At 54.8% G+C, this 25856-nt stretch carries 30 protein-coding genes; 12 read left to right on the forward strand and 18 right to left on the reverse strand.

Translation table 11 applies throughout. The features are described 5' to 3' along the window. Positions 1–8: 8 nt before the first annotated feature. Both ACWPW2_RS21045 and ACWPW2_RS21050 read right to left on the reverse strand, forming a co-directional pair. A complete protein-coding gene (locus ACWPW2_RS21045; RefSeq protein ID WP_454125147.1) occupies positions 9–947 on the reverse strand; it encodes an omptin family outer membrane protease in 939 nt (312 codons plus the stop codon). A 263-nt stretch (positions 948–1210) separates the two neighbouring features. Then, the gene (locus ACWPW2_RS21050; RefSeq protein WP_023479745.1) at positions 1211–2464 is read right to left on the reverse strand and encodes a mechanosensitive ion channel family protein; all 1254 of its coding nucleotides are present in this window, start codon (positions 2462–2464) and stop codon (positions 1211–1213) included. 214 nt (positions 2465–2678) lie between these two features. Here ACWPW2_RS21050 and ACWPW2_RS21055 point away from each other — a divergent pair, with 214 nt between their 5' ends. Beyond that, a complete protein-coding gene (locus ACWPW2_RS21055) occupies positions 2679–3692 on the forward strand; it encodes a zinc-dependent alcohol dehydrogenase family protein (RefSeq protein ID WP_454125304.1) in 1014 nt (337 codons plus the stop codon). 64 nt (positions 3693–3756) lie between these two features. Here ACWPW2_RS21055 and ACWPW2_RS21060 read toward each other — a convergent pair whose 3' ends face one another. From ACWPW2_RS21060 to ACWPW2_RS21070, 3 genes are all read right to left on the reverse strand, one after another. Beyond that, on the reverse strand, positions 3757–4659 hold the full coding sequence (locus tag ACWPW2_RS21060) for a pyridoxal-phosphate dependent enzyme (RefSeq protein WP_454125149.1): 903 nt from the start codon (positions 4657–4659) through the stop codon (positions 3757–3759). A gap of 87 nt (positions 4660–4746) precedes the next feature. After that, positions 4747–5157, reverse strand: a complete 411-nt coding sequence (locus tag ACWPW2_RS21065) for a VOC family protein (RefSeq protein WP_454125151.1) — start codon at positions 5155–5157, stop codon at positions 4747–4749. 39 nt (positions 5158–5196) lie between these two features. Then, on the reverse strand, positions 5197–5685 hold the full coding sequence (locus ACWPW2_RS21070) for a DinB family protein (RefSeq protein ID WP_454125153.1): 489 nt from the start codon (positions 5683–5685) through the stop codon (positions 5197–5199). Positions 5686–6201: 516 nt separating this feature from the next. Between ACWPW2_RS21070 and ACWPW2_RS21075 the strand changes: the two genes are divergently transcribed. After that, positions 6202–6417, forward strand: a complete 216-nt coding sequence (locus ACWPW2_RS21075) for a hypothetical protein (protein ID WP_023479768.1) — start codon at positions 6202–6204, stop codon at positions 6415–6417. Positions 6418–6455: 38 nt separating this feature from the next. Here ACWPW2_RS21075 and ACWPW2_RS21080 read toward each other — a convergent pair whose 3' ends face one another. Further along, positions 6456–7331: a LysR family transcriptional regulator gene (locus ACWPW2_RS21080; RefSeq protein WP_454125155.1), complete on the reverse strand. Its 876-nt coding sequence runs from the start codon at positions 7329–7331 to the stop codon at positions 6456–6458. Positions 7332–7439: 108 nt separating this feature from the next. Here ACWPW2_RS21080 and ACWPW2_RS21085 point away from each other — a divergent pair, with 108 nt between their 5' ends. Beyond that, positions 7440–8306: an SDR family oxidoreductase gene (locus tag ACWPW2_RS21085; RefSeq protein WP_454125157.1), complete on the forward strand. Its 867-nt coding sequence runs from the start codon at positions 7440–7442 to the stop codon at positions 8304–8306. 45 nt (positions 8307–8351) lie between these two features. On the opposite strand, the gene ACWPW2_RS21090 is transcribed toward ACWPW2_RS21085, so the two are convergent. After that, on the reverse strand, positions 8352–8663 hold the full coding sequence (locus ACWPW2_RS21090) for an EthD family reductase (protein ID WP_023479732.1): 312 nt from the start codon (positions 8661–8663) through the stop codon (positions 8352–8354). Positions 8664–8778: 115 nt separating this feature from the next. Here ACWPW2_RS21090 and ACWPW2_RS21095 point away from each other — a divergent pair, with 115 nt between their 5' ends. Continuing rightward, positions 8779–9225, forward strand: coding sequence for an acetyltransferase (locus tag ACWPW2_RS21095; RefSeq protein WP_454125160.1), 447 nt, complete (start codon positions 8779–8781; stop codon positions 9223–9225). 24 nt (positions 9226–9249) lie between these two features. Here ACWPW2_RS21095 and ACWPW2_RS21100 read toward each other — a convergent pair whose 3' ends face one another. Both ACWPW2_RS21100 and ACWPW2_RS21105 read right to left on the reverse strand, forming a co-directional pair. Next, positions 9250–9669 (reverse strand): bleomycin resistance protein, encoded by a 420-nt coding sequence (locus ACWPW2_RS21100; protein ID WP_454125162.1) that lies wholly within the window; start codon positions 9667–9669, stop codon positions 9250–9252. Positions 9670–9721: 52 nt separating this feature from the next. Further along, the gene (locus ACWPW2_RS21105) at positions 9722–10459 is read right to left on the reverse strand and encodes an alpha/beta fold hydrolase (RefSeq protein WP_454125164.1); all 738 of its coding nucleotides are present in this window, start codon (positions 10457–10459) and stop codon (positions 9722–9724) included. A 366-nt stretch (positions 10460–10825) separates the two neighbouring features. Here ACWPW2_RS21105 and ACWPW2_RS21110 point away from each other — a divergent pair, with 366 nt between their 5' ends. Continuing rightward, positions 10826–11062 carry a hypothetical protein gene (locus tag ACWPW2_RS21110; RefSeq protein WP_139965185.1) on the forward strand — a complete coding sequence of 79 codons (237 nt, stop codon included), beginning with the start codon at positions 10826–10828 and terminating at the stop codon, positions 11060–11062. Between the two features lie 16 nt (positions 11063–11078). On the opposite strand, the gene ACWPW2_RS21115 is transcribed toward ACWPW2_RS21110, so the two are convergent. Further along, on the reverse strand, positions 11079–11483 hold the full coding sequence (locus ACWPW2_RS21115; RefSeq protein WP_128483999.1) for a helix-turn-helix domain-containing protein: 405 nt from the start codon (positions 11481–11483) through the stop codon (positions 11079–11081). 72 nt (positions 11484–11555) lie between these two features. Here ACWPW2_RS21115 and ACWPW2_RS21120 point away from each other — a divergent pair, with 72 nt between their 5' ends. Further along, positions 11556–12041, forward strand: a complete 486-nt coding sequence (locus ACWPW2_RS21120; protein ID WP_333871184.1) for a DUF2938 domain-containing protein — start codon at positions 11556–11558, stop codon at positions 12039–12041. Between the two features lie 18 nt (positions 12042–12059). On the opposite strand, the gene ACWPW2_RS21125 is transcribed toward ACWPW2_RS21120, so the two are convergent. After that, positions 12060–13415, reverse strand: a complete 1356-nt coding sequence (locus tag ACWPW2_RS21125) for a heavy metal sensor histidine kinase (protein WP_454125167.1) — start codon at positions 13413–13415, stop codon at positions 12060–12062. Continuing rightward, positions 13408–14088 (reverse strand): response regulator transcription factor HprR, encoded by a 681-nt coding sequence (gene hprR / locus ACWPW2_RS21130; RefSeq protein WP_454125169.1) that lies wholly within the window; start codon positions 14086–14088, stop codon positions 13408–13410. Before hprR ends, ACWPW2_RS21125 begins: the two co-directional genes overlap by 8 nt. 135 nt (positions 14089–14223) lie before the next feature. Here hprR and uraH point away from each other — a divergent pair, with 135 nt between their 5' ends. Together uraH and ACWPW2_RS21140 are read left to right on the forward strand one after the other, a co-directional pair. After that, positions 14224–14634: a hydroxyisourate hydrolase gene (uraH, locus tag ACWPW2_RS21135; protein WP_438918792.1), complete on the forward strand. Its 411-nt coding sequence runs from the start codon at positions 14224–14226 to the stop codon at positions 14632–14634. Between the two features lie 6 nt (positions 14635–14640). Beyond that, positions 14641–15183: a GlcG/HbpS family heme-binding protein gene (locus tag ACWPW2_RS21140; protein ID WP_139965189.1), complete on the forward strand. Its 543-nt coding sequence runs from the start codon at positions 14641–14643 to the stop codon at positions 15181–15183. Positions 15184–15325: 142 nt separating this feature from the next. Here the strand turns inward: ACWPW2_RS21140 and ACWPW2_RS21145 are convergent, their stop codons facing one another. The 3 genes from ACWPW2_RS21145 to ACWPW2_RS21155 all read right to left on the reverse strand — a co-directional run bounded on the left by ACWPW2_RS21145 (position 15326) and on the right by ACWPW2_RS21155 (position 18246). Continuing rightward, positions 15326–16357 carry a methionine synthase gene (locus ACWPW2_RS21145; protein ID WP_454125171.1) on the reverse strand — a complete coding sequence of 344 codons (1032 nt, stop codon included), beginning with the start codon at positions 16355–16357 and terminating at the stop codon, positions 15326–15328. Between the two features lie 25 nt (positions 16358–16382). Next, on the reverse strand, positions 16383–17360 hold the full coding sequence (locus ACWPW2_RS21150) for a DUF1852 domain-containing protein (RefSeq protein ID WP_454125173.1): 978 nt from the start codon (positions 17358–17360) through the stop codon (positions 16383–16385). Between the two features lie 502 nt (positions 17361–17862). Continuing rightward, a complete protein-coding gene (locus tag ACWPW2_RS21155) occupies positions 17863–18246 on the reverse strand; it encodes a winged helix-turn-helix transcriptional regulator (RefSeq protein ID WP_023479848.1) in 384 nt (127 codons plus the stop codon). 99 nt (positions 18247–18345) lie between these two features. Here ACWPW2_RS21155 and ACWPW2_RS21160 point away from each other — a divergent pair, with 99 nt between their 5' ends. Together ACWPW2_RS21160 and ACWPW2_RS21165 are read left to right on the forward strand one after the other, a co-directional pair. Further along, positions 18346–19074 (forward strand): SDR family NAD(P)-dependent oxidoreductase, encoded by a 729-nt coding sequence (locus tag ACWPW2_RS21160; RefSeq protein ID WP_454125175.1) that lies wholly within the window; start codon positions 18346–18348, stop codon positions 19072–19074. A gap of 228 nt (positions 19075–19302) precedes the next feature. Continuing rightward, a complete protein-coding gene (locus ACWPW2_RS21165; protein WP_076770223.1) occupies positions 19303–19542 on the forward strand; it encodes a biofilm development regulator YmgB/AriR family protein in 240 nt (79 codons plus the stop codon). 57 nt (positions 19543–19599) lie between these two features. On the opposite strand, the gene ACWPW2_RS21170 is transcribed toward ACWPW2_RS21165, so the two are convergent. After that, a complete protein-coding gene (locus tag ACWPW2_RS21170; protein WP_454125178.1) occupies positions 19600–20502 on the reverse strand; it encodes a LysR substrate-binding domain-containing protein in 903 nt (300 codons plus the stop codon). Between the two features lie 89 nt (positions 20503–20591). Here ACWPW2_RS21170 and ACWPW2_RS21175 point away from each other — a divergent pair, with 89 nt between their 5' ends. After that, complete coding sequence (locus ACWPW2_RS21175) at positions 20592–21608, forward strand: NADP-dependent oxidoreductase (protein WP_454125180.1); 1017 nt, start codon at positions 20592–20594, stop codon at positions 21606–21608. A gap of 113 nt (positions 21609–21721) precedes the next feature. Then, a complete protein-coding gene (locus tag ACWPW2_RS21180) occupies positions 21722–22192 on the forward strand; it encodes an N-acetyltransferase family protein (RefSeq protein ID WP_454125182.1) in 471 nt (156 codons plus the stop codon). A gap of 88 nt (positions 22193–22280) precedes the next feature. On the opposite strand, the gene ACWPW2_RS21185 is transcribed toward ACWPW2_RS21180, so the two are convergent. Together ACWPW2_RS21185 and ACWPW2_RS21190 are read right to left on the reverse strand one after the other, a co-directional pair. After that, the gene (locus ACWPW2_RS21185; protein WP_454125183.1) at positions 22281–24521 is read right to left on the reverse strand and encodes a hypothetical protein; all 2241 of its coding nucleotides are present in this window, start codon (positions 24519–24521) and stop codon (positions 22281–22283) included. A 498-nt stretch (positions 24522–25019) separates the two neighbouring features. Next, on the reverse strand, positions 25020–25847 hold the full coding sequence (locus tag ACWPW2_RS21190; RefSeq protein ID WP_454125185.1) for an MBL fold metallo-hydrolase: 828 nt from the start codon (positions 25845–25847) through the stop codon (positions 25020–25022). Positions 25848–25856: the final 9 nt, after the last annotated feature.

A 25856-nucleotide genomic window follows, 5' to 3' on the forward strand; every position in this document is an offset into this window, starting at 1 on the left:
TCGCGGATTTAGAAGCGATATTGCAGACCGGCGGTGATGGTGTAGTTTTTGTTGGCAATACCCGCAGCATCGCCACCGATGAATTCCGATCCGCCGTTGGTGGTGTCAATAACCTGCGTCCCGCCTTTGCCCTCTTCATATTTGCTGTAAGTGAACTCAGCAAATACTTTCGCGTGCGGCGTGACGTAGTAGCCAGCATCAAGTGACGCGCCGTAATAGCGTGAGTTGCTGGTCTTCTCACGGAAGGTGAGGTCGCGCATATAGTGCTCATCGTTATCATGCGCGCGCACCCAGTCGCTGAATTTCAGCAGCGCATTGAATTCGAAATTATCAATACGGTACTGGCCCGCCAGCCCAACATAGGGCATGGTGAAGCGCTGGCTGTAACCAATCCCGCGTTCGCCTGCCGGGAAGTTGCCCACTGAGGCGCCGTTGTCATAATCGTAAGCGCCGCCGAGCGCCGTCCAGCTGAAGCGCGTCTCCTGATAGCCTGCCACCACGCCCGCTTTATAATTCTCGTTCTGGAAAATCCAGCCTTTCAGGTTGAGATCGAATTCATTAGCGTAATTGACATCCGAGTCAGGATGGGTGGAGTGATCGGTCCAGCCTGACTGGCTGGCATTCTGCCAGTCATAATCATCCATATGGCCTGCCCCGGAGGCGAGTGACGTCCAGCCGCGGGCGTTGAGGGTTAAAAAGGAGTAGGGGTTCCAGGAGAGATCGCCTTTCACAATGGCGACATTCTTTATCTTCCAGTTAAGCTGGCTGATTTTTCTCCCTGTTATTTCGTCATAGACTAGCTCATTCGATTTACCGCTCAGCATCCCGGCAGAGGCGGAGGCGGAAAAGCTTTCGGGGGAAAAATCGGGGATTAACTGCTCTGAGTCTGCGTACGCGGTACCTGAAATAGTGCTTATCATCATTACTACAATACGAGTTTTTTTCATTTTTCTTTGCTCATATCACAACGGTAATAACGATTTTGCCGCGGGTATAAAGTTCCGCAATGGGAATGGGTTTTTCTTTTTTTATTTTTTGATAAAGATCCTAAGTGTGAAATATATCTTTTTTTATCCTTCTCTTTTTTGATTTATGAATTATGGGCATGCACGGTTTCTCGGAGGAATATATTTTCCCGAAGAAATGTGGTGATGTTTATCTTAGGTAAGGCGCGGGAGGGGACCCGCGCTGCTGTGACACGCTAAGCTTGTCAGCCTTCGCTGGATGGCGCGCTTTTCTGCATCGCGTGCTGCTGTGATAAGCGCCAGAAATCGTGGCCTGCGGGATACTGGTATAAGCGCAGGGAGAATTGTCCTGCTACCGCGGTGATATATTCAAATATCGCCGATTGCGTATTCTCATAATCGGCCCACAGGGTTGACGTGGTGAAGCAGTAAATTTCCAGCGGGATACCGGCCGGCGACGGTTTTAGCGTCCTGACGACAATATACATCTCTTTGACAATATCCTGCCGCTCCGCGAGATAAGCCATTAAGTAGTGGCGAAAAAGGGTTAAATTTGTCAGGCCATTATCGATAAACCAGCTATCTGCCACGCCCAGCGGATCGCGGCCATCGAGCAATTTTGACAGCGGTTCACTTACGCCGCGTATCGCCAGCATCGGCGCCAGCATCTCCTGCGAGAGAAACGTGACCGAGTGCTGATCGATATTGGTGCTGCGCATAATGCGGCGCGCGCCGGAGGAGAACATCGCCTGCCAGTTGGTATAGGTTTCGGTGAGGAAGTTTTTTGTCGGAATTCGGGAAATGGTGTTATCCCAGTTCCGGATAGTAATGGTGTGCAGCGCGATATCGGTCACTTCACCGCTCAGGTTTTTATCCGGCATCTCAATCCAGTCCCCGAGTTGCAGGACATCATTTGAGGAGACCTGCACGTTGGCGACCAGCGAAAGCAGGGTGTGTTGAAACACTAACATCAGCACCGCCGCCACCGCACCGAGGCTGGAGATAATAATGGCAGGTGATTTGTTCGACATCACCGCGAGGATCATGATCGCGGCAATAACGTGAATTAAGATTTTACCTATCTGGATATAGCCCTTAATCGAGTGATTTTTACGCTTCGTCTTGCGCAAATAGGAGCTATTAACGATATCCAGCATCTCGTTGAAAAATACCGACAGAAAAATAAAGAACAAAATTCCACAGATGGTATTTATTGCCGTCACCAGCGAGGCTGGCATATTTTCCATAAATTGCAGCAGGTAATAAACTGTCAGAACCGGCACAAAGTTGGATAATTTTTCGGCGATGCGGCGATCTTTTTCCAGCGGCACATCTTTTTTATGGCTGGCAAAGAAGACTTTACGCACCACCTTAATCAGCAGGAATTTGCACATCAGGTGCGCGAACATGCCAGAGACGATCAGCAGAATAATATTTAAAACAATGGCCAGCGCCGGCCTGCCTTCGATAAACGTCAATAAAGAATTCAAATACGCCATTACTTATCGCCTGAACGAGTATGCCATCTGTATAAGCCCTGGCTGGCGGGCATATATACAAAAATTTAACCAATTAGCATCATGGCATAACAAGGGGATATAAGTCCACGCCGGGGGCGGTGTGTGCCCGGTCACAAAAACGCTCGCCTTTAACAAAGTGATCCTATGATTTAGGCTGGTTAACGCAAATTTACGCTGTAACAGGAGAAGCATGATGAAAGCAGTCACACTTAACGCGCCGGGCGGCCTGGAAAACATTACCGTCTCAGATATCGCCGATCCGGGCAGACCCGGCAAGGGCGAAATTCGGGTTGCGATTAAAGCCAGCTCGCTGAACTTTCATGATTTGATTGTTGCCAGCGGCCAGTTCCCGACTGAGGATGGCCGCATTCTGCTGTCCGATGGCGCAGGCGTGGTCGAAGAGGTAGGCGAGGGCGTTGAGGAGTTTGCCGTCGGCGATCATGTGGTTTCCACCTTTTTCCCCATCTGGCTGGCAGGCAAGCCAGGCCCCGAGGTGAGCGGCTTTGCCCATACTCCCGGCGACGGCATTGACGGCATGGCAAGCGAGTACGTTGTCCGCTCGCAAAACGCCTTTACCCATGCGCCGCAGGGATGGAGCCACAAAGAGGCCGCGACTATCACCACTTCAGCGCTGACCGCCTGGCGGGCGCTGGTGGTGGATGGCAACCTGAAAGCGGGCGAAACGGTGCTGGTCCAGGGCACTGGCGGCGTCTCCATCGCGGCGCTGCAAATTGCGAAAGCGATGGGCGCGAAAGTCATCGCCACCTCCTCTTCCGATAAGAAGCTCGACGTTGTGCGTGAACTGGGCGCGGATGAGACTATCAACTACAAAACCACACCCGAGTGGGGAGACAAAGTGCTGGAGCTGACCCAGGGGTTTGGCGTCGATCACGTCGTGGAAGTGGGCGGCCCGGCTACCCTGAAAGAGTCTCTGAAAGCCGTTAAAGTCGGCGGACATATCGCACAGATTGGTATCCTGTCCGGCGATGAGGCCAGCGTATCGGTGCTTTCACTGCTGGCGAAACAGGTGCAGATCAAAGGGGTGATTGTGGCAAGCCGCCAGGATCAGATCGATTTTGTGAAAGCGCTGGAAGTGATGAAGCAAAAGCCGGTTATCGATCGCACCTTCAGCTATGAGGCGCTGAGCGAAGCCTTTGGCTACCTGCAAAGCGGTTCCCACCTGGGGAAAATCTGCGTCGAGTGGTAGCAGGCCACGGCGGTAGGGGCATGCGCCCTTACCGCCACGTTTTAATGCGCTGTGGCGCTCTCCTTCAGCCGAGCAGGCTTTCCAGCGTCACCGATGCTCCGCCGCAGACAATCACCAGTACGTTATCGCTGGGATTAAAGCGGAGTTTATTGTCATAAAGCAGAGAGAGCGATACGCCGCAGGCGGGCTCGGTCAGCACGCGATGGTCGTCCAGCAACAGGCGGCAGGCGCGCACCGCTTCCGCGTCGGAGACAACCTGGCTTCTCACCTCAAGGCGGCTGGCAACGTTAAACGCATTTTCACACACCTGGCTTGCGGCAAGAGTCGTTGCAATGCCGCTCACCTTCTCCAGACGCACTAACTTCCCGGCATTTACCGAGGCGTTAAGCGACGCGGTACCCTCGGTTTCAACGGCATAGATCGGAATATGGCTCAGGTGATGTTTTTCCAGCCCCTGAGCGATGCCGGACAGCAGGCTGCCTCCGCCGACTGACAGAATAACGGCATCCGGGATCACGCCTGCCGAGATAACCTCATCCACCAGCGTGCTGATGCCCGCCCACAGCAGCGGGTTATCAAAGGGGTGAATATAAATGATCTCATCGGTGGCTAAAGAGAGGGCATAGTCGTTAGCCTCGCTCCACACGTTCCCATGCACCACCAGGCTGGCCCCTTCCTGCTCGATCAGCTCTCTCGCCCGCAGGGAGGTGGTTTCAGGCACCACGACGGTGACCGGCAGACCGAGTTTGCGACAGCTGTGAGCTACCGCGATGCCCGCATTGCCGCCCGACGAGCTGATAAAGCCTTTTGCGCCCTGCTCTGCGTAATAGCGGCAGGCATGAGCCGCGCTGCGAAGTTTGAACGAGCCGGTGGGCTGGGCAGACTCCATTTTCAGCCACACATTGCATCCGCTGCGCTGGCTCAGCGGCAGCGAGTGCAACAGCGGGGTCTGAATACTGATTTCCATGACATCGAATCCTTATGCATAAGCCCCATACGATAAAGGCCGTTCTGGACAGTTTTTTAAGCCTGACCAGTAATAACACAAGAACTATCAGGCTGGGTTATCTATTTCCGGGTGCCAGGGATGGCATACGCAGGCCAGCTTATGCCCCTCCGGATCCCGCAGATAGGCAACATAGAAATCCGGCCCGTAGGCCTCACGGAGACCGGGCGCACCCTCATCGCTGCCGCCATTTTTAAGCCCTGCGGCATGAAATTGCCTTACCTGCTCTGCGCTGCTTGCCCGGAAGGCGAACATCGTCCCGTTACCCGGCGTCGCCCTCTTTTTATCGAACGGCGGGCAGATGCAAAAACTAAACCCCTTCTCTGGCGGTTCGCCCCACATCGCCCAGGTTTCACTCCACGCGGGAATGCGCGGCACGCCCAGCACCGCGAAAATCGCATCATAGAAACGGGTCATCGCCGGTAAATCGTTGCTGCCTATCGTGGTGTACATCAGCATGGTTTGGCTCCTGATTTGCTTTCAGAAAAGGTGAAGCCGTCAGTGATTATGATCGCGCAGAAAAACCGTCAGCACATCTTTTGGCGCGACGCCGCCGCACTCTGAAATCATCCAGCCCACCGCGCCGCGATGGTAGGTGCCATGGAACAGCACGTGGTTGAGCATATCAATGGCGCGCATCTCACCATGGCCTCCGTCGACAAAACGAAAGGTGATGGCTTTTTCAAGATCGCACGAGGAGAGGGCGCCAATATGCTCGATATACCACGCCGCGCAGTCGGCCATCTTCACTTCAAGCTCTTCCAGGGTGGGCGTTTCCGGGGTATTTAGCGCGGTGTAACCGTGCTGCTGACCGGTGAGATTAGCCCTGAAAATCATGTCGACGACATAAATATGGTTCATCAGCCGGATCATCAGGTGGCGCTTTTGCGGATGCGCCGTTTCGTCGATCGCCTTAATAGCCTTGAGGGTTTCGCCATCCATCCAGCGCTTAAATTTCACCAGGCTAACCAGTGTGTCCTTGTCCATCTTCTGCTCCACATGTGACTGAAGCGATATCATACCGCGCGTGGACTGTTTAGCTGAGTAGATCCTTAAGCAAAAACCAGGGGGGTAGCATTGGTATATTTCAGCGAGCGGCGCTGGTTAACGTGTCGAAAAGGTCGGGGCGTTAAGGTTTTTCTAAGCTTTCTTCGTCACACTGGGGGTATAAAGCGCACATGGTTTCGGTGCCGTTGTCGGATTATAGTCGGCAGGAGATGATGTCCCCTGCCACTTTTTTAACTTTTTATTCGCCAGAAAGATTATTTCGTCACTCCTTTTTTATTTTCCATTGTCACAAAACCTTCAGCTGTATCAATATCTAACATCTTCTTTAAAACCGAAAAAATATTTAACTCACCTTCAGACGATCCTCATTAAATAGTGATGATTTTGCAGGTAAATTACTTTATAAATATATGGGACAACATCGCAGACCTTGCTCACGTAACTGCTCGTGCAGCGAGTAATTACGGGTGTGGCATCTACGCGGGAGGGAAGTGAATGGATATCATAAGTTCAGAACGGGTAAGTGAAGTCTACATGGTTATCGGGCACGCGGTATCCTCGTTAATTTCAGCGGGAAAACGCGTTGAAAAAGAGGGGATTCTTGAGCAGTTGCAAAAGGGAAAAGCGCAGGCGGTGGATGGGATGAACGACGTGTATGAATCCGCTATTCGCCTCGTTGCCAGCGAGGGCCTTGCCGTCAGCGAGCAGTGACTGACCCCCACTCTTTTTCACCATATATCCCGCTCGCCTCAGGTAGAGAACCAGCCAGCGGGATAGTATGCGCAGATAAATTCCACAAACGCCTTCACTTTCGGGCTCTGTAGCCGACGCGATGTGTGCAGCACCCACAGTTCGGTAAGCGTATCGGCCTCTCCCCAGCTCATCAGTTCCCCACTCGCAAGATAAGCGCTGACGATCGACTTCGGCATCATCGCCGCACCGGCACCCGCCAGAACTGCATCGCGGACGGTCAGCAGCGAGGAGAGGCGTATCACCGGCTGCGGAGTAAAACGGCGCTGTCCGTTCTCAACGATCCAGTCACTTCCTTCAATATGCGTTGACATGACCACCGCCGGGATCGTCGGCACACTTTGCCCATCCACTTCGGGCAGGCTGACAGAAGGCGCGGCGACCAGTACCAGCTTGTCCCTGGCGAAGCACCGGCCAACCAGCGAACTGTTTGCCTGCGGGTTAATGCGGATCGCCACATCAAACTGCTCTTCCACCAAATCGCTCATGCGGTTTTCAGAAACCACCTCAATGTGGATCTGTGGGTAGCGCTGGCGAAATTCCGCCATCAGCCGCCCCAGCGCCAGCTGCGAAAAGAGCAGCGGGGCGGCAACGCGCAGCCACCCTGCGGGCGCGGCATTATCTTCCCGCGCCGATTCAGCCGCTTCATCAATTTCACGGATCGCGCCCAGCGTGCGTGCCAATAGGCGTTCGCCCGCCTCGGTGATCTTTAGCTTCTGGCCGCCTCGCTCCACCAGCCGTACGCCCAGCGACTCTTCAAGATCGGTTAGCCTGCGCGAAAGGGTGGCCTTCGGCTTCCCGCTGGCGCGGCTGGCGGCACCAATCCCGCCTGCTGACGCGATGAGGTGAAACTCTTTTAAGGCGTTGATATCCATTAGCTGTCTCATTTTTGGAACAGAGTGTGCAAATAATAGCCTCTTCCGGGCAAAAATGGATCGGGATAGTCTCTGGTTACACCCACCAGACAGTACGGAGTAAACATCATGACTATTCTTGTTACCGGAGCGACCGGCCGCGTTGGCCGCCACGTTGTTGACCAACTGCTTCGCCGCGGCGCTGATATCCGCGTATTGACCCGCGATCCCGCAAAGGCCGAATTTGCCGGCAATGTGGAGGTGGTTAAAGGCGATCTGCTGGATATTGATGCCCTGCGAGCAGCTTTGAGCGGCATTAGGACACTGTTTTTACTCAATGCGGTTGCTGCCGATGAATATACCCAGACGCTGATTACGCTCAACATCGCCCGGGAAGCTGGCATTGAGCGCGTAGTTTATCTCTCGGTCTTTGGCGCAGATGACGCCGTCAATGTGCCGCATTTCGCGGTTAAATATGGTGCCGAGCGCATGCTGACCGCGATGAACTTCAGCGCCACCATTCTGCGCCCCACCTACTTTATCGACAATGAGGTGATGATTAAGGAGGTAATCGTTAACCACGGCGTTTACCCAATGCCGATTGGCAGCCGCGGGCTGGCGATGGTGGATACGCGCGATATCGCCGAGGTGGCGGCTATTGAGCTGATTCGGCGCGACCAGGCGAGGGATAAGCTGCCCATCGAGACCATTAATCTCGTCGGCCCCGATACGTTGACCGGTAATGATGCGGCGGCAATCTGGCGCGATGTGCTGGGACGTGAGGTGATGTATGGCGGAGACAGCCCGGATGCCTTTGAAGCGGGCATGGCGGAATTTATGCCGAAATGGATGGCCTATGAAATGCGTCTGATGGCCGAGCGCTACGTCAGCCACGGCATGATCCCAAATGAGGGCGACCGGGAGCGGCTGGTGGCGCTGCTTGGCCGCCCGCTGCACACCTACCGCGACTTCGTAACGGCACTTGCCGCACAGTAAAAATGAGAAGGCCGGTGCATCAGCATCGGCCTTGTGATTTCGCGCTTAAAGCGCAACGGCGCGCAACAGGCTCGGCGTCAGATCGGTAAAGTGCGGCACATCGCCCGTCACTTCTGGCGCTTCTGGCGAGTTAAACGCCGCTTTCATCGCCTCCTCATCGCGGAAAACGCACTCGGCGATGGCGACGGTTCCCGTCTGCTCAACGGCCGGGAAGAGGGCAGCTGCGCTGAGCAGGCCATAGGGCTGGAACGCTTTGATCACCAGCGGAATATGACTGTTGACGTAGTAGTCCCGGTCAAAACGGCTCTGCGGATCGCCGTAATAGGTGACGTATAGCGTGAAGGTTGAAGTGCTCATTGTGTGACCTCTTTGATAACTGGTTTCCATTCGTTTAAGCCGCTGAAAGTGTAGCTGGCATTGCGGGGTGCTAATATGCATTCCGCGCTGTTAAGCCATCACAGAGAGGGAAATCATGATAACGATTGAAGCGGGCATGCCCGTTCACTACCAGACGTTACTGAAAATATGGGAGTCATCGGTGCGTGCCACCCACGATTTCTTACCGGAGGAGGATATTGAGGCGCTACGCCCGCTGTTAGAAAATCTCTATTTTCCTGCCGTCACGCTGTCGATTGCCCGGCTGGTTGAAGATGGTTCCGTCGTCGGCTTTGTTGGCGTCAGCGACAACAGGATTGAGATGCTGTTTGTCGATGCCGCCCAGCGCGGAAAAGGCATCGGCAAAGTGCTCCTGCGACACGCCATCGCGCAGGGCGCGCATGAGCTGGACGTCAATGAACAGAACCCGCAAGCGGTGGGCTTTTATCAACAGCAGGGTTTTGTAGTCGTGAGCCGCTCTGAGCACGATGGACAGGGCAGACCCTATCCGCTTTTGCATATGAAATTGCAGAAAATTGAATGATGCCTGAAAGCTTCAGGCCTCTAATTACCCGATGTACTGGCTAAAGCGCAGCAGGTAGCCATCCGGATCCTGCACGAGAAATTCTCTCTGGCAGGCTAAGGTTTCACCGATGTGATAGTGATTATCCTGAAGCTGACGATAGAGAGCTATGTTGTTTGCTGTCAGGCGGTTTTGCACCGCCTCAATATCGTCCACCTCAATCTGAAAATTCACCCCGCGACCTAATGGCGAGACCAGTTCTGCTGTGTTCCAGCCCTGCGCATGATACTGCTCAATCATCAGTTGCGCCTCACCGAGGGCAAGATAGGCAAAGTCGGGGTCGCTGCGTTTTATCATCACTGTGAAACCCAACACATCGGTATAAAAATGCAGCGAGGCAGCAAAATGGGTAACGGTAAGCTCAGGAACCATCCGGTTCCAGTAGGTTTCCTGATGAGCGGGCATAGGGTCTATCCTTGTTCAACTGAAGCGACGGGTCCGTAACGCACTTTTTATATTAACCGTGCCGTTGAGCGCAGCTGATAAAATGGCTGATCGCACTGACGGTGGCACTTTCTGGATGATTAACTTCACTCAGGTGATCGCCTATACCGGCGAAAAGCGGTACGGCATAGCGCGTGGCTAACGCAGCCATGGAGGCGTGATAGGGGTCGTCAACGCCCGCCCAAAACCGCAGGGGAACAGGGCAGGGGAAAAAGGCCTCCGCGTCCTGAGCATGTTTTCTCAGTTCATTAAAAAAGCGTTCAGCCCCTTTTTCATCCTCAGGGGTGAGTGAGGCGGTGAGTTCCGGGGCGACCTGGCGGGCATAAGTGATAAACATCTCAAACGTCAGCTTGCCAACAGGCGTTTCAGGCAGGCCAGCCTCACAATCCCATCCCCCCAATACCACCGAGTGCAGGCGCTCCGGGTGAGCATTGACCAACTCCATTGCCAGCCAGGCCCCGGCAGAGTAGCTGATGATATGCGCTTTTTCATAACCCAGCTCATCCATCAGATTGACGATGGCTAACGCCTGGCGCTGTTGGGTGTAGCCAGCCTGATCATCAGGTTTATCGCTCGCCCCGTGGCCGGGCAGATCCGGACACACCACCTGAAAATGAGGACTCAACGCAGAGATGAAGCCGTTATCCACCCAACATCTGCTATCCATCAACAGACCATGAAGCATGATGACTAACGGACCTTCTCCCTGCGTGCGGTAAAAGAGGCGCGGCGTTGCTGATGTATATGGCATAGCGATTCCTGTAATGTGCGCGTGTATATTCATAAAGACTAACGCCATGTTCTAACATGGATAATCTTTTGAAAGGCAATAACAGGTGCGCAACCCCTAATATTGGCGAGGCCGTTGATCTGCAAACAGGGAGTAATGATGGCAAGGCGACGTGAGCTTAAAGGCATCGCTAACGCGCTCAATTCGAGCTTTGTGAGCCGCAATAATGATTTTCATGGCTACTGGTCTTTGGGGCTGCTAAAGCACTTTGCGCTCAGAGATGGGGGGACGTCTGTAGATCTTTCGTTTCCCTTATCTCAGCCTGAGGCTAGCGATAAGCTGATACATTTTCTGGTGCGCCATTACACGAATATGCTGACAAATTTGTTGAACAGACAGCGTATCCCGCATGAGTGGGTAAGCAACGTTAGCATCACTCTCGACTTCAGGCCGCAGATTAAAGACGCGGCGTTAATTGAAGGCGCCGCCTCCGTTGAGCCTTTTGCCTGCCGCTGCCAGATTACTGACGATCGCGGTCGCCACTTCGCGTCAACCCTCTATGGCCGCTGCTGGATGCACTCGGCGAAGAAGGAGAGTCGCTCGACCCGCTATCGTGATAAGTAATGCATTTGCGTTGACGTTATTTGCGCGCGATCAGCCGCAGCCCTCTGCTCACCAGTTTTTTGAACGACGCACACTCCGTATGCTCCGGCGCCGGGCAGCGGGCGGCATGCTTCAGCCCTTCGCTGAATAATTGCAGTTTGCAAATGGTCTCATCAATTGCCTTCGCGCGCTGCTGAAGTTGCTCGCGGTTGATAGCGACCTTGCCCTGCGGGTTTAACATTGCCGCCATCTCATCGAGCGAGAAGCCTGCCGCCTGGCCGAGCGCTATCAGCTGCAATTTACTCAGCACGCTTTGCGGATACTGCCTTCGCAGCCCGTTGCGGCCAATCGGTTTGATTAAGCCCCTCTTTTCGTAAAACCGCAGCGCGGAGGGCTTTATGCCGGAAAGCGCCGCCACTTCCCCAATATCCAGCTCTTTCACCGTTGACTTAAACCTCACTTCACGTTGCACACTCGCCGACACCTTAGCATCTCTTTATCAGGGGAAGGAAAATTGGATAACGCTCTTGTGCTTCACATCATCGTCACCGGCATTGGCGCAACGCTGCTGATGGATGGCTGGTCAATGTGTCAGAAAAAGCTGCTTTGCGTGCCGCCGCTTAACTATGGGCTGGTGGGGCGCTGGTTGTTGTGGCTCGCGCGGGGAAAGGGGGGGCATAACACCATCCTCTCCACGCCTTCCATCAAAGGGGAAAGTTTTACCGGCTGGGCATTCCATTACCTCACCGGCATTCTGTTTGCGGCGATCCCATTTTTGCTCCAGGGTTCGTCATGGCTGCGCGAACCGCTTCTGCTGACGGGTGTGCTGACAGGCGTGTTTACGCTGCCTGCGCCCTGGCTGATTATGCAGCCGGCGCTGGGTTTTGGCATTGCGGCCTCGCGCACGCCCAGGCCGTGGCGGGCGCGGGTATTCAGCCTGCTGACGCATCTGGCCTATGGCCTCGGCCTGTATGGCGCGGCGCTGCTTTACACCTTTTAATGCTATTTGCGCGACGTGTCAGGTGGGCAAACGCAGGCCGAAAATGTTCTTGCCCTGCGCGTGGCGATAATAGGCGCTGCCGCCGTGTAGCGCGGCGATGGCGCTCACCAGCGATAACCCCAGCCCGCTGCCGGCGGTGTGACGGACATTATCTCCCCGCCAGAAGCGCTCGAAGGCTTTCTCCGGCTCGGCAAGCGGCTCCCCGTCGTTCGCCACTTCAATTTCAACCGAGTCACCACCCTGAATTGTGCTGACGGCAATGGTGCCGTTTCCCGCCGCATAGCGAATGGCGTTGATCAGCAGGTTGGTTATCGCCCGCTGAAACAACATCTTATCGGCGGTGAGGCTGCCCTGCGCATTCAGCTCGATCGCCATTTCACGCTCTTCCGCCAGCGGTTCGAGAAAATCGACCACCATCTCCAGCGCCTCACTGAGCGAGAAGGTTTCCTGATTGAGCCTGATATTGCGATGCGTGGCGCGCGCAAGGAAGAGAATGTTTTCCGTCAGCCGTGACAGCGCTTCCAGCTCCTCAATATTCCCTTCGAGCAGCGCCTGGTACTCGGCAACGGAACGCTGATGGCCCAGCGCCACCTGATTCTGGCCTAACATAACGTTGATCGGGGTGCGGATCTCATGGGCCAGATCGTCGGCAAACTGGGTGAGGCGGATAAAGTCTGTCGACAGGCTCTGGCGCATGGCGTTAAGCGCCTTGCCAAGGGGGAGCAACTCCTGCGGGATCGCCTGCAACGGCACCGGCTGATTTAACCGGTCACTGGCGGTCTCGGCCACAATCTGGCTTAGGCGGCCAATGGCCCGCAGCCCACGGCGAATCAGCAACGGGCTAAGGGCGGCGCAGAGCAGAATGGCCGCCAGTGACACCAGAATGCTTTGCTGGCGGTAGCGCTCAAGCATCATGGCCCGCTCGCGTGCCACACGGGCAAGCGTGACGGTGACCGGCCCGTGCGGGGAGTTGGCCTGCAGGCTGAGCGCCGAGGCGTCCATATCATCCGTGCTGCGCCAGCGGTGCAGCTGCTGCGCGCTGGGCGGGGTGTTAACCGGGGTTGGTGCGATATCCGGCAACGCGATGCCGGTATGGTTAATGGTGACGTTTTGCGCCTGCTGCGGGCGGATGCTGAGAATATCCTGGCGAATATCGACCATCCGGTTGAAGTAGAGCGGCAGCGACTCCGGCTGAGCGCCATCTTCCAGCAGTTGGCGCAGTTGCGCGGCGCGGTTGAGCAGCGTCTGGTCGTCGCGCCACACCAGCTCACTGCGCAAGGCGTTATAGAGGATCAGGCTGATGCCGCCGCAGGCCAGCGCCATGATCAGCGTAAAAATCGCCGTCAACCTGAGGGTCAGAGAGGGGCTATACATCGCCTGGCTCCTGCACGGAGAGGCAGTAACCCATGCCCCGGACGGTGGTGATCAACTTTTGCGCAAACGGGTCATCGACTTTGCGGCGCAGGCGGCGAATGGCGACATCAACAATGTTGGTTTCGCTGTCGAAATTGACACCCCAAATCTCACTTGCCAGCAGCGTGCGCGGCAGGATCTCACCGTGACGGCTGGCGAGCAGCCATAGCAGCATAAACTCTTTGCGCGTCAGCGCGATGGGCATGCCATCTCGTGTCACCTGAAAACGCGCCGAATCCATCACCAGATCGGCGACGCGCAGCGTAGTGCTGTGCGGCTGGTGCTGACGAAGCTGATTCTTGACGCGCGCCAGCAGTTCCGCAAAGGAGAAGGGTTTGACCAGGTAATCGTTCGCACCCAGCTCCAGCCCTTTGACCCGATCCTCTACCGAGTCGCGGGCGGTAAGGCAGATCACCGGCACCGGGCTTGCGGTACGCAGGGTTTTCAGCACCTGCCAGCCATCCATGCCCGGCAGCATAATATCGAGGATCATCAGGCTATACGGGTGCGCCAGCGCCAGATGCAGGCCATCGCGCCCGTCCGCTGCGTAATCGACGATATAGCCCGCCTCTTCAAGCCCTTTGCGCACCCAGGCGCTGACTTTCAGGTTGTCTTCAATCAGTAACAGTTTCATCGGCGCAGTGTGCCACGAAATTTTGAGCCGCCCCAGCCTTTCAGCGCCAGATGACAATATGGTCATCTTTCTGACAGGCAATTGCGGCAAGCGTGGAGGTATAAAAGCCGGGTCATCAACACAGGAGAATCCAACATGAAAAAGTCTATCGCTGCGTTAACCCTGGCTGCACTGCTTGCCGCGCCCGCTTTCACTTTCGCGGCCGATAAAAACCCGCTGAGCGTCCATGTGCTGAATCAGCAAACCGGGCTGCCAGCCGCCAATGTTACGGTGACGCTTGAGCAGAAGCAGGGGGATAACTGGACGGTGCTCAACACCGCCAGCACCAATCAGGACGGGCGCATCAGTGCTCTGTGGCCGGAAAAGCCGTTTGCTGCGGGCGACTATCGGGTGATCTTCAAAACCGGTAAATATTTTGCTGACCAGAAACAGCAAAGCTTCTTCCCGGAAATTCCGGTGGAGTTCCATATCGATAATACAAAGTCCACCTATCACGTTCCGCTGCTGCTGAGCCAGTATGGCTACTCCACCTACCGCGGGAGCTAAGGGCAGATGAAACGTCTTATGCTCGCGCTGCTGCTGGCAGCAGGACCCGCGACGACGCTGGCTGCGACGCCCGCCACTGTTTATGAGATGACGCAGGCGCTCGCTACGCAGCTGGCAACCGAAGCGTTATCGGTTTGTCATGATATGCATCGTCAGGGCGTGGTGGCGGTGGTCGATCGCGGCGGCAACCTGGTGACGCTGATGCGCGATGACAACGTCGGGCCGCACAATACGCAGGCCGCCTGGCGCAAAGCGTTTACGGCGCTGTCGACCAAAACGCCGACCCGGCAGTTTGCGAAGCAAGCGCAGGCTTCGCCAGAGACCGCCAACCTCAATACGGTGCATGAGTTATTGCTGCTCGGCGGTGGCGTGCCGGTGAAATATCACGGTCAGTGGATCGGTGCTATCGGCATGGCGGGCACCGGCGGTGCAGAGTCCGACGAACGTTGTGGGATGGAAGCGATCAATAAGCTTCCCGATCTCAGTGCCGCATTGGCAACGACTAAAACAGCCTCAGATGAAGGGACAGGAAAAATGCAGAGCCGTTGAAGTCGTCTGATGGCCGGATCGGCTCATGGCTGATTTAGTCGCCGCAAGCAGGAAACTAACTGTGGTTTTTACATACTGATTAAATGTCTGGCGAACGTCCCGGTCGCCAGACAGATTTTATTATTTTCGCCGCGCGTCAGATTTATTTATTCAGAATCTCGCGGCGAATAATATCCGCGCCTGCGCTTAAAGCATTAAGCTTGCCGGTGGCGACCTGACGCGACAACGGAGCCATTCCGCAGTTGGTGGAGGGATAGAGCTTATCGGCATCGACGAACTGCAGCGCCTTACGCAGCGTCTCAGCAACCTCCTCTGGGGTTTCAACCGTACTGGTCGCCACATCAATGGCCCCGACCATCACTTTTTTGCCACGGATCAGTTCAAGGAGATCCATCGGTACACGGGAGTTATGGCACTCCAGCGAGATAATATCGATACCGGAGGTTTGCAGTTTCGGGAACGCCTGTTCGTACTGACGCCATTCTGAACCCAGCGTCTTTTTCCAGTCAGTGTTGGCTTTGATCCCGTAGCCATAGCAGATGTGCACGGCGGTTTCGCACTTAAGCCCTTCGATAGCTCTTTCCAGAGCGGCAATACCCCAGTCGTTGACCTCATCGAAAAAGACATTAAACGCCGGTTCGTCAAACTGGATAATATCCACGCCTGCCGCCTCTAATTCACGGGCTTCTTGATTGAGAATTTTAGCAAACTCCCAGGCGAGCTTTTCACGGCTTTTATAGTGATTATCGTAAAGCGTATCGATCATCGTCATCGGTCCCGGTAGCGCCCATTTGATTGGCTGCTTCGTCAACTGACGTAAATAGCGGGCATCTTCAACAAATACCGGTTTCTGACGCTCCACGGCACCCACAACGGTCGGGACGCTGGCATCGTAACGGTTACGAATTCTCACGGTTTCGCGTTTCTCGAAATCGACGCCGCTCAGATGTTCGATAAAAGTGGTGACAAAGTGCTGACGGGTTTGCTCACCGTCGCTGACAATATCAATTCCGACCCGTAACTGTTCGTCGAGGGACAAGCGCAGCGCATCCTGTTTCCCGGCGATAAGTTCTGCGTCCTGCAGTTTCCATGGCGACCAGAGCGTTTCGGGCTGGGCCAGCCAGGATGGTTTAGGCAAGCTACCGGCGGTAGAAGTGGGGAGCAATGTTTTCATAGCAGGTGACCTTATATTTAATAAATCAAAGCGGATAGCGGGCAGACCATTGCTCAAGAATATCCCTGTAGGGTTCGATAAAATGTTTTTCCGTAAACTTCCCCTGCTCAATCGCCAGCTGGCTACGCTCTTCGCGATCGTAAATAATTTTGGTTAATGAGTGATCCTGATTATTCAGGTCGGGCTGATAATGCAGGCCCGCTGCGGCATTTGCGTTGTAAATCTCCGGGCGATAAATCTTCTGGAACGTCTCCATGGTGCTGATAGTACTAATAAGTTCCAGATTGCTGTAATCACTCAGCAGATCGCCAATAAAAAAGAAGGCGAACGGCGCAACGCTACCTGACGGCATGAAGTACCGGACCTGCAGGCCCATTTTTTTGAAATAGGTTTCAGTCAGCGATGTGCCATCCTGCTGGTATTCGAATCCTAAAACAGGGTGCTGATTGCCGGTGCGATAATAGGCGTTTTTATTGGACACACTCAGGCAGATCACCGGTGGTTTTTTAAACGCATTTTTGTATTCATCGGAGCGGACAAAATGCTTGAAAATATTGCCGTGCAGTTCGCCAAAATCATCCGGAATAGTGAATGCTGACTGGTTTTTATTGTGATCCAACAGACGCACGCTAAAGTCATAATCGCGCACGTATGAGGAGAAATTATTACCGGTAATTCCTGCGATGCGTCGATCGGTTTTTCTATCGATGATCGTGGTGTTTAATATTTCTATTGCCGGAAAGGTATTACCGCTGCCGTCGATATTCATCGTCACAGAAATAATATCCAGTTCAACGGCATAACGATCGCCTTGAGGATTATCCCAGCAGGCTAAGCTGTTGAAACGATTGTTGATCATCGCCAGAGTATTACGCAGATTCTGCTGGCGGTTCTGACCTCTTGCCAGATTGGCAAAGTTAGTGGTGATACGCGTACTTTCGGAGGGGTTATAATGTTCGTCAAAACGCCCGCTCTTAATCGTGAAGGTAAATTGTGTAGTCATAGAAACCGCATCCGACGTCTGATATAAAATTTTATCGCCTCTGTACTCTAAATAATTCGAGTTGCGCAAAGGCGGCAAGTAAGCGGATCCCCGGAGCGTACAGGAGTACGTGACCGGAGGGGAGCGAGCGCTGCTACTGCATGTGCAACCTGAAGTGTTACCGTTACAGTTCCGCTATAGTTTTGCCAGAAACGCGGAGCAAGAGGAAGTGACCATATCTCACGGTAATATGAATCCCTTTCATGATCGGATGCAGAGCAGGCCAGACGCTGAGGTCTATCCATGTCGAACATAATCTGATGAGCACTCTGGGCATGTTGTATGCGGCTGCGGATGAGACAGAAACCCCCCAGACTTTTCGCTACCCTGTGCCGCTTAATGGCGACTGTCTGACGGTAATCGGACAGCGGTCGATATCCGCTTTTCGCTCAAAGCGGATCTTCTTTGAGTTGTTATCTGCTTTCATTGCGTAAATCCTGCACCCGTTGTTTATGCGGGAAAATTACACCTCTTCTTCCGTGGCGCGCCGAGCGTCGTAAACCTCCTGTGCCTGCTCAATCGCCACACCGTATTGCCTTGCCCAGCTTACCAGCGCCACAAAAGGGTCCTGTAAAGAGCGGCCCAGCGGCGTGATGGAGTATTCGACCGCCACGGGTGATGAGGCGATAACACGGCGGTTAACCAGCCCGTTGCGCTCAAGGCGGCGCAGCGCCTCGGTCAGGGCTTTATGGGTGATAGGATCGAGCCGCCTTTTAATGGCGTTAAAGCGCGAGGGTTCGCTGCACAAAACGGTGAGGATCAACACCGACCATTTGTTGGCGACCTGTTCAAGGATCGGGCGTGTGCTGTTGATTTCAGCCAGCAGGGCAGGGATATCGGTCGACATAAGGTTACCTTCTCTATATCTGGTGTATATCAGGTGCGTAATTGACGGTAAATATACGAAATGTATCATCAGGCGTCCATCCCACGTTCTGGAGTAGCCATGTTGAAACTTGAAGGTAAGACCGCCCTGGTAACCGGCGGTAACAGCGGTATTGGCCTTGCGATTGCTCAGCGGTTTGCACAAGAGGGCGCGCATGTTTTCATCACCGGTCGACGCGAAGCGCAGCTGGCAGAAGCGGTGACGCTTATTGGCGGTAACGTTGAAGCGATTGCGGGCGATATCACTAATACCCAGGATCGTACCCGGTTGTTTGACACCATTCATACCAGGGCAGGAAAGCTCGACATCCTTGTCTATTCGTCAGGTATTTCCGAACCGGCGAGCCTTGAGGAGAGTACGGAAGAGCATATAGACCGCGCTTTTGGCCTGAACGTGCGCGCAATGGTGCTCACGGTGCAGCAGGCCATCACGCAGATGGGCGAGGGCGGCACCATCGTGCTGCTCGGCTCGATTGCCGGCAGCATGGCGGTTTCCGGGTATGGCACTTACGCGGCCAGTAAAGCCGCAGTGCGATCTTATGCACGAACCTGGACCAGCGAGCTGGCTCCGCGCGGCATCCGGGTCAACACCCTCAGCCCAGGGCCCACGGATACGCCGATGTTCAGCCAGGCGAGTGATGACGTCAGGCAGACGCTGAGCGCGCAGATTCCGGCGAAGCGGCTGGGACATCCCGACGAAGTGGCATCTGCGGCGCTGTTTCTCGCCTCCGACGAAAGCAGTTACGTCAGCGGAGCCGAACTGGTGATTGATGGCGGCATGTCTGCATAAGCAGGGCTTTTGATATCACCCGGCGCTGGCTTTACTGGCGTCCGGGTGCACGCGTCATAACAACTCATTGCGTGGTGAATTATTTCAGATGTGACATTGCAGTTCTGAATGAGTGGCACTATAGTAGCAACTTGTACAAGTTTGCATGGGTAAGTTGTACAACTTACCTCGCTACCAGGCTGCCGGCCCAACCATGCGTAATCCGGGCCCATTTAATGAGTGATAAAAATGAATAATCCGACCGCAACACTCCCGCAGACCCTTCAGTCAGTTTTTTCGGTCTTTGAGGCGGAAAAAGAGATCATTGATGAAGTGACACGCGAGCTTCAGGCCGTGAAAGCGACCGTGGCGAATAAAGACATCATGCTGGCGCTGATCGCCCGCGTAGAGACTGAAACGGATGTGATCCGTAAAGATGTCCTGCGTAACGCCCTTGAACTGGTAGTGCTTCGCACGCTGGACGTTTAATGTTTTACCCGCGCCTCTGCTCTGCCTGAGGCGCGGATGCTTCTGAAAAACCTGCGTTTATAACTGTGCAAATAATAGATCCAGAAAGGCACGCACGGCGGGATTCGCGCGGCGGCTCTCAGGCCACAGCACGGTGAGATTGTGCTTTTCAACGGCAAAATCTGCCAGTACAGGGACAAGCGCGCCCCGCTCAACCCATGACGCCGCCATAAAGCTTGCTGCCATGCCAATCCCTGCGCCCGCTGCTATTGTAGTCAACACGCCTTCGCTGGCGTCAACGACAATCGCAGCGGGGAGCACTAACTCCATCTCCCGCTCTCCTACGTTAAACGGCCAGCGAAACAGCTGCCCGCTGCTTTTATAGCGCAGGTTCACCGTCTCATGATCCACCAGCTCGTCCGGATGTTGCGGCATGCCGTGCTTGCTCAGGTAGTCAGGCGAGGCGTAACAACAGAGACGATAGGGCGAGAGGCGGCGCGACAACAGCCGCGAATCGGGCAGATCGCCAATGCGCAGCGCGACATCAATCCCCTCATCTATTATATTCACCCGTTCGTCGCCCAAGCGCAGATCGATGCGCACCTCGGGCTGACGCTGGCGAAATTGCGCCAGCAGGGGGGCGAGCATATAGAGCCCGACCGGCAGCGAGGCGGCAACCCGCACGGTGCCGCTGGATTCTGCGCGGGCTCTCTTTGCCGCCTGCTCAATCTCTTGCGCATCCTGTAACAGCCGCAGAACCCGCTCATGCAGATCGCGCCCTTCCGGCGTTAAAGCCAGCGAGCGCGTGGTGCGCGTGAAAAGCACCAGCCCCAGATGCTGCTCCAGCCGCTGAATGCTTTTACTGACCGCCGAAGGTGAAACCGACAGTGCCCGCGCGGCAGCGGTATAGCTGCCAAGGGATCCGGCGCGCGCGAAAGCAATCAGCCCCGTCAGGCTTTCAAAACCGATTTGTTCTTTCATGGCACAAGTAAAGCGAAAGGCAGGCCCATTATCAACCTGAAGTCGCTGTCATATTCTGCTGCTACTGAATACCAGGCAGAGGAAATAAGATGAGTGCAATGATGAAAGCTGTGCAACTGCATGAATTTGGCGGGCCGCAGGTATTGCGTTACGAAGATGCGCCGCGGCCAGTGCCGTGTGCTGGCGAGGTATTGGTGCGGGTGCAGGCGGCAAGCATTAACCCGCCCGATCTCTATCTGCGCGATGGCTACCGCACGTTACCGCCGCAATGGCAGCCCAACCCTGTTTTTCCGCTTATTCCCGGAACCGATATCGCCGGTGTTGCCGAGGCTATTGGTGAGGGTGCACAGGGTTTTCGCGCGGGTGATGATGTTTTTTCCATGGTGAGATTTCCGCAGGATGTGATGAAAGGCAGCGGAGCCTATGCCGAGTACATCGCGGTGCCTGCCGACGAACTGGCGTTAATGCCGCAGGGCATTGATTATTTGCAGGCCGCCGCAGCTCCGATGTCACTGCTGACGGCCTGGCAGTTCCTGATCGATCCCGGCCATCATGCAGCTAACCCTTTCCAGCCTTTTCCACATATCCCTGTTTCGCTTAAGGGCAAAACGGTTCTGGTTAACGGCGCTGGCGGCGGCGTAGGGCACTTCGCTGTACAACTTGCCCACTGGCAGGGCGCGCGGGTGATTGCCGTCGCTTCCGGTAAACATGAAGCGCTGCTGCGAGAACTGGGGGCGAGCGAGTTTATTGATTACACCCGACAAGCCGCAGAAACGGTCGCGCAGCCGGTTGATCTGGTGATGGATGCCGTGGGGGGCGTGAAAATGGAGCGCTTTCTGCCGCTGATTAAACCCGGTGGAGCGCTCTATCTGGTCAATCCGCTCGGCTTTGCCGGGCAACAAGAGGCTGCGCGCCGGGGGATCACGCTCTCTTCGACCCAGGTTCGCTCCAGCGGTCAGCAGCTTCAGCAAGCAGGCCAACTGCTGGCAAGCGGTGAAGTGCGCATCGTGACGGACAGCATTTATCCTCTTCGTGACGCCGCCGCCGCGCATCAGCGCGCTTCGCAGGGCGGTATTCAGGGCAAAATTGTGCTGCGCGTCAATTGAGGCGATTCATATTGCCAGCGCTTTTATGCTGACAGCGTTCGCCGGGCGCTTTATTGTGAACGCCGATAACTCAGGGCGGCGATGCGCATCCCGCTTTAATAAAAGGAATACCGATGATTACATTGCGCCCCATGCGTGAGGATGAATACCCGGCTTATCTGGACTATTTCATTGCGGACTATGCGCAAGAGATTGCCGCAAACTATCGCCTTTCTGAGGCAGAGGCGCAGGCCAGAGCCACCCAGGAGATCGCAGACGATCTCCCGGAAGGCGTTAATACGCCGGGCCACGTTCTGCTCTGCCTGTTGGCGGAGGGCGAGAAGCATGTCGGCTACCTCTGGTATAAACCCGATGCTTCGATGCAAACCGTTTTTATTTATGATTTTCATATCTTCGACGCCTGCCAGGGGCAGGGACTTGGCAAAGGCGCACTGCGAGCCTTTGAGGATGAGATGCGTGCGAAGGGCGTTGAGCAGATCCGCCTTCGCGTGGCGGGTGATAACGCGCGGGCGCGCCATGTTTATGAGGCCATCGGCTTTGGCGTAACCGGCATCAATATGAGTAAGAACTTAAAAGACGAGTAGGGGACGGTGCGTCAGCCGAAGGCAAAGAAAATCCACGCAAGCGCGTGGATTTTTAGAGAGTGGCTTTTCTTCTATTTACTCAGGTTTATCAGTCGGTTACTGTCACCACTGACGTGTTAGTTGTCACCTGGTTAGTCGTTACCGAGGAGTCCACTGCCCCAACTTGCCCTTTGATCACGCAGCGATACTGCCCCGCATCGCCCGAGGCGACGGCATCTTTACTGTATGTCGCCTTGTTCGCACCGGAGATATTGCTCCAGCTGGTGCCGTTGGTCGATTTCTGCCACTGATAGCTGGCGGCATCATTGGCTTCCACGGTCAGGTTCAGCGTAGCGCCTGTGGCGACAGAAACGGTTGCCGCCGGCTGTGTCTTAATCTGCGGCGTAAAGGCGTAGTAAGGCATCGCATACTCAATGCCGTTGATATTTACCCGCATCCACTGGCGCGGTTTGGATTGCTCAACCGGTACGCTGGATGAGGCCTGCGAACGGGTGCTGATTGCCACGACATCACTTTGCGCACCGAAGCCCGCTTTGCCGTTGTGCATCGAGGCGCGGGGTTCGGCGTCCACGCCGTTCGGTGCCTCAGCCTGCACCTGACCATCCGGCTTAAAGAGGGCCCATTCCCCTCTCTCCTGGCTGGTTTCACCGGTGCCGCGGACGTGCACCGCATACTCCCCAATGGTTGCCGGAAGTTTGATCCACAAGCCCGGCAGCAGCTTGTTGGAATCCTGAGCAATATACTTCACCTCGGTAATGCCCGGCGCACCTTCCATCCAGTAGGTTATGGCCGGAACGTCCGCAGCACCGCGCGCAACGTGAATATGCAGCGTTCCCGCAGAGCGATCGTTATTTACCGGCATCGGACCGCTTCCGCCCAGGCTGTAGTAAGTGCTGCGGCAATCGACCTCAATCTTCCAGTGCGTGCCCGTTTGCGGCATCTGGAACGAACCGATATTCAGCCACAGTTTTTTGCTGTCGATGGTGCCGCGCAGTATGCCACTCAACCACTTAGCGCGTAGCGGATTGTCCAGATAAGTAATGTTATTTTGAAACAGCGACATGCCCATTTCATAGCCGGAAACCATCGCGGTGATCGCACTGCCGTCCGGGTTTTTCGGGTAGCTGAACCACTTATCGCTGCCAGGCGCGGTGGTGCGGTCATAATTGACGCCGGTTGGGTTTGACCATTGCGACATGACAACGCGCGAGTTAAAGAACACGGCGTCATAAGTGGATGACTCAATGCTCAGCGCCTCAATCAGCCACTGGCCGTTGTTGATATCCATCGGCACCGCGCTGTGCTCGATCCAGCCGTTGCGGATCAGACCCTGGCCGTGACGCGGGATCCAGATTGCCGGGGCATAGCAGTACTGGAAGTTGAATTCAGAAAGCTCAATCGCCGTGGAGTGATCCCAGGAGCCTACTGGGCGGTTACTCCAGCCCACTTTGATCACCGGCCCCGCCACCTTGCTGCAGTAGATCTGGTTAAATTTACTGTCGAGGCTGTCGAGATAGTAAATCGTCGCCTCGCCGGTATTGCTGGCCTTGAAGTAGGAGACGTTAGCAAAGGTACCGCCCACGCATTCGTTGGTCAGAAACGGCTGCTTGTTGGAGGCGGTATCGTTGAACACCCCAAGCGTGGCGCCAATCAGCAGGTTACTCTTTTTATCCTGCTCGACGGTTTGCTGCCCCTCCCACTCAATGCCGTAAATGGAGAAATAGCGGTGGTTCAGCGCCAGCACGGCTGAATTCGATTTATCTGAGACAATGCGGGTCGCAATCTGTTTACCGAAACTGGTGGTCACACCGCGCAGGACAAAGTCACCCGCGGCAAAGTAACCGCTTGGGTTATAACGCAGTTCAGCGTCGTCGGCAGCGATCTTGTTGCCGTAACGGCGCATGTCGAGCGGCTTAATCAGATAGGTGCCTGCACCGAAACGGACGCCAACTTTGCTGGAGAGATTGTTGGTTGCGCCACGCGCAAAGGTACCGTTCATAAATTCATACATCGCTTTGACGGCAGGGGCGCAGTCAACGGTGCCGCCCGGTACAGCACCGAAATCGTGAACGGTGAGTGCGTCAATATCCGTATCGCGTCGCCAGTGGTATGCCCCACCGTTGCTGGCGATAAAACCGCCATCGTCACTGCCCGCCACCAGGTTCCCGATAAACCATCCGTCGCCATAATTGATGGAGCGATCGGAGGCTGACCGCGCATTCCATGAGGTCAGAAAAACACGTTCACCCTCAGCTGCAGGCTTACGTGCACGCAGTGCTGCAAATGAGGCGACTTCCGTAATGGCGGTGCTGTTTTCATTAGTAGCCATGATATGTGATGTCCTTTAAGTGATGTTTGATACTGTATTTATATACAGTGTTTTTACTGTACGCCGACAATCCAGGCTTTTCAATAGCGATTTTTACTTTTAAATCAGTTGCATTTTTGTAGTGGTTCGTACTAAGGAGATCGCGCTCCGCTCTATAAAACATAAGAAAAATTAATCTATTTTTTGTTAATGGAGAAAGGTAAACGAAGCGGGTGTTAACGCTTGAGAGAGGCAGAAACGCGCCAACGGAACCGTGCGCGCGATACAAAAAATGGCAACGTTAGCTCACCGAAGTGACATTGAATTTGTCACTGAAAGGGCGGGTATTCATAAGGCTGTCTCGTGATAGCTTTTTGCGAAAAGGTCGAGAAAGGGAGTGATAAAAAAGAGAATGGGTAGCGAATTTTTATCCCTCGTTAGATTCAGAGGGTGAGGAAGGAGAAGATAAATGCCTGGCGCAGCGGCATAACGTCCCTGTCCGCCAGCCAGGCAATCTACTTATTTTTCAGCGTAATCAATACGGTATCCACTCCCATCCCGGAGAATGCGGGCAAACCCTGCCTGATTTAAATGCATGCCTGCAATGAGCAGTTTCTCGCTGACCGCTTGTTCCATTATTTTTTTCCGGGTTTCCTCGGCCTGCGCGGGATCGACGTCGAACAGAATAGAAACAGCCGGTTGTGCTGACTGAATATGCGGGTAATGGACAATATCGCCCCATATTAATAAGCATTCATTCCCGGCATCGATGCGAAAACCGGTATGCCCGGGAGTATGGCCCGGTAGCCATACTGGCAGAATGTCTTCAGCTATCTTCTCGCCGTTGAAAAAACGGACTTTCGGGGCATAAGCCTCTAAGGTTTGCCGCGCCAGCAAAAAATTACGCTGCCCGCGCTCAGTCGCCATTTCGCGTTTTTTATCATCCCGCCAGTGCTGCGCTTCGAGAGGATGCAGAATAATTTCAGCACGTTTAAAAAGCGGCTCTTTATCAGCGTCGAGCAGGCCGCCAATATGATCCGGATGGCAGTGCGTTAATAAAACGGTATCGACGTCGTCAGGGCTGACGCCCGCTGCGGCAAGATTGGCGGTGAGTAGCCCCGGCGCGCCTGCGCCAGCGTCGACCAGAATAACCCGCCCCCGGCCGCGAATAAGGTAACAGTTGATATGGATATCGCCGGGCTTATCAATTCCGGCACTGCTTTGAATAACGTCTGCATCAGCTGTTGCTATGCCTGATAACAGCTCCAGACTGGCTGACATTGTGCCGTCACTCAACGCGGTTATCTGGAAATCGCCAATCTGGCGGAACGGAAAAGCGTGGCTCATCACGACCTC

The organism is Kosakonia sp. Marseille-Q7440 (assembly GCF_965119485.1).

Excerpts from the sequence above, each read along its gene's own strand:
- ACWPW2_RS21045 (WP_454125147.1), bottom strand. The coding sequence starts at position 947 with ATGAAAAAAACTCGTATTGTAGTAATGATGATAAGCACTATTTCAGGT.
- ACWPW2_RS21050 (WP_023479745.1), bottom strand. The coding sequence starts at position 2,464 with ATGGCGTATTTGAATTCTTTATTGACGTTTATCGAAGGCAGGCCGGCG.
- ACWPW2_RS21055 (WP_454125304.1), top strand. The coding sequence starts at position 2,679 with ATGAAAGCAGTCACACTTAACGCGCCGGGCGGCCTGGAAAACATTACC.
- ACWPW2_RS21060 (WP_454125149.1), bottom strand. The coding sequence starts at position 4,659 with ATGGAAATCAGTATTCAGACCCCGCTGTTGCACTCGCTGCCGCTGAGC.
- ACWPW2_RS21065 (WP_454125151.1), bottom strand. The coding sequence starts at position 5,157 with ATGCTGATGTACACCACGATAGGCAGCAACGATTTACCGGCGATGACC.
- ACWPW2_RS21070 (WP_454125153.1), bottom strand. The coding sequence starts at position 5,685 with ATGGACAAGGACACACTGGTTAGCCTGGTGAAATTTAAGCGCTGGATG.
- ACWPW2_RS21075 (WP_023479768.1), top strand. The coding sequence starts at position 6,202 with ATGGATATCATAAGTTCAGAACGGGTAAGTGAAGTCTACATGGTTATC.
- ACWPW2_RS21080 (WP_454125155.1), bottom strand. The coding sequence starts at position 7,331 with ATGGATATCAACGCCTTAAAAGAGTTTCACCTCATCGCGTCAGCAGGC.
- ACWPW2_RS21085 (WP_454125157.1), top strand. The coding sequence starts at position 7,440 with ATGACTATTCTTGTTACCGGAGCGACCGGCCGCGTTGGCCGCCACGTT.
- ACWPW2_RS21090 (WP_023479732.1), bottom strand. The coding sequence starts at position 8,663 with ATGAGCACTTCAACCTTCACGCTATACGTCACCTATTACGGCGATCCG.
- ACWPW2_RS21095 (WP_454125160.1), top strand. The coding sequence starts at position 8,779 with ATGATAACGATTGAAGCGGGCATGCCCGTTCACTACCAGACGTTACTG.
- ACWPW2_RS21100 (WP_454125162.1), bottom strand. The coding sequence starts at position 9,669 with ATGCCCGCTCATCAGGAAACCTACTGGAACCGGATGGTTCCTGAGCTT.
- ACWPW2_RS21105 (WP_454125164.1), bottom strand. The coding sequence starts at position 10,459 with ATGCCATATACATCAGCAACGCCGCGCCTCTTTTACCGCACGCAGGGA.
- ACWPW2_RS21125 (WP_454125167.1), bottom strand. The coding sequence starts at position 13,415 with ATGTATAGCCCCTCTCTGACCCTCAGGTTGACGGCGATTTTTACGCTG.
- hprR (WP_454125169.1), bottom strand. The coding sequence starts at position 14,088 with ATGAAACTGTTACTGATTGAAGACAACCTGAAAGTCAGCGCCTGGGTG.
- uraH (WP_438918792.1), top strand. The coding sequence starts at position 14,224 with ATGAAAAAGTCTATCGCTGCGTTAACCCTGGCTGCACTGCTTGCCGCG.
- ACWPW2_RS21140 (WP_139965189.1), top strand. The coding sequence starts at position 14,641 with ATGAAACGTCTTATGCTCGCGCTGCTGCTGGCAGCAGGACCCGCGACG.
- ACWPW2_RS21145 (WP_454125171.1), bottom strand. The coding sequence starts at position 16,357 with ATGAAAACATTGCTCCCCACTTCTACCGCCGGTAGCTTGCCTAAACCA.
- ACWPW2_RS21150 (WP_454125173.1), bottom strand. The coding sequence starts at position 17,360 with ATGACTACACAATTTACCTTCACGATTAAGAGCGGGCGTTTTGACGAA.
- ACWPW2_RS21155 (WP_023479848.1), bottom strand. The coding sequence starts at position 18,246 with ATGTCGACCGATATCCCTGCCCTGCTGGCTGAAATCAACAGCACACGC.
- ACWPW2_RS21160 (WP_454125175.1), top strand. The coding sequence starts at position 18,346 with ATGTTGAAACTTGAAGGTAAGACCGCCCTGGTAACCGGCGGTAACAGC.
- ACWPW2_RS21165 (WP_076770223.1), top strand. The coding sequence starts at position 19,303 with ATGAATAATCCGACCGCAACACTCCCGCAGACCCTTCAGTCAGTTTTT.
- ACWPW2_RS21170 (WP_454125178.1), bottom strand. The coding sequence starts at position 20,502 with ATGAAAGAACAAATCGGTTTTGAAAGCCTGACGGGGCTGATTGCTTTC.
- ACWPW2_RS21175 (WP_454125180.1), top strand. The coding sequence starts at position 20,592 with ATGAGTGCAATGATGAAAGCTGTGCAACTGCATGAATTTGGCGGGCCG.
- ACWPW2_RS21180 (WP_454125182.1), top strand. The coding sequence starts at position 21,722 with ATGATTACATTGCGCCCCATGCGTGAGGATGAATACCCGGCTTATCTG.
- ACWPW2_RS21185 (WP_454125183.1), bottom strand. The coding sequence starts at position 24,521 with ATGGCTACTAATGAAAACAGCACCGCCATTACGGAAGTCGCCTCATTT.
- ACWPW2_RS21190 (WP_454125185.1), bottom strand. The coding sequence starts at position 25,847 with ATGAGCCACGCTTTTCCGTTCCGCCAGATTGGCGATTTCCAGATAACC.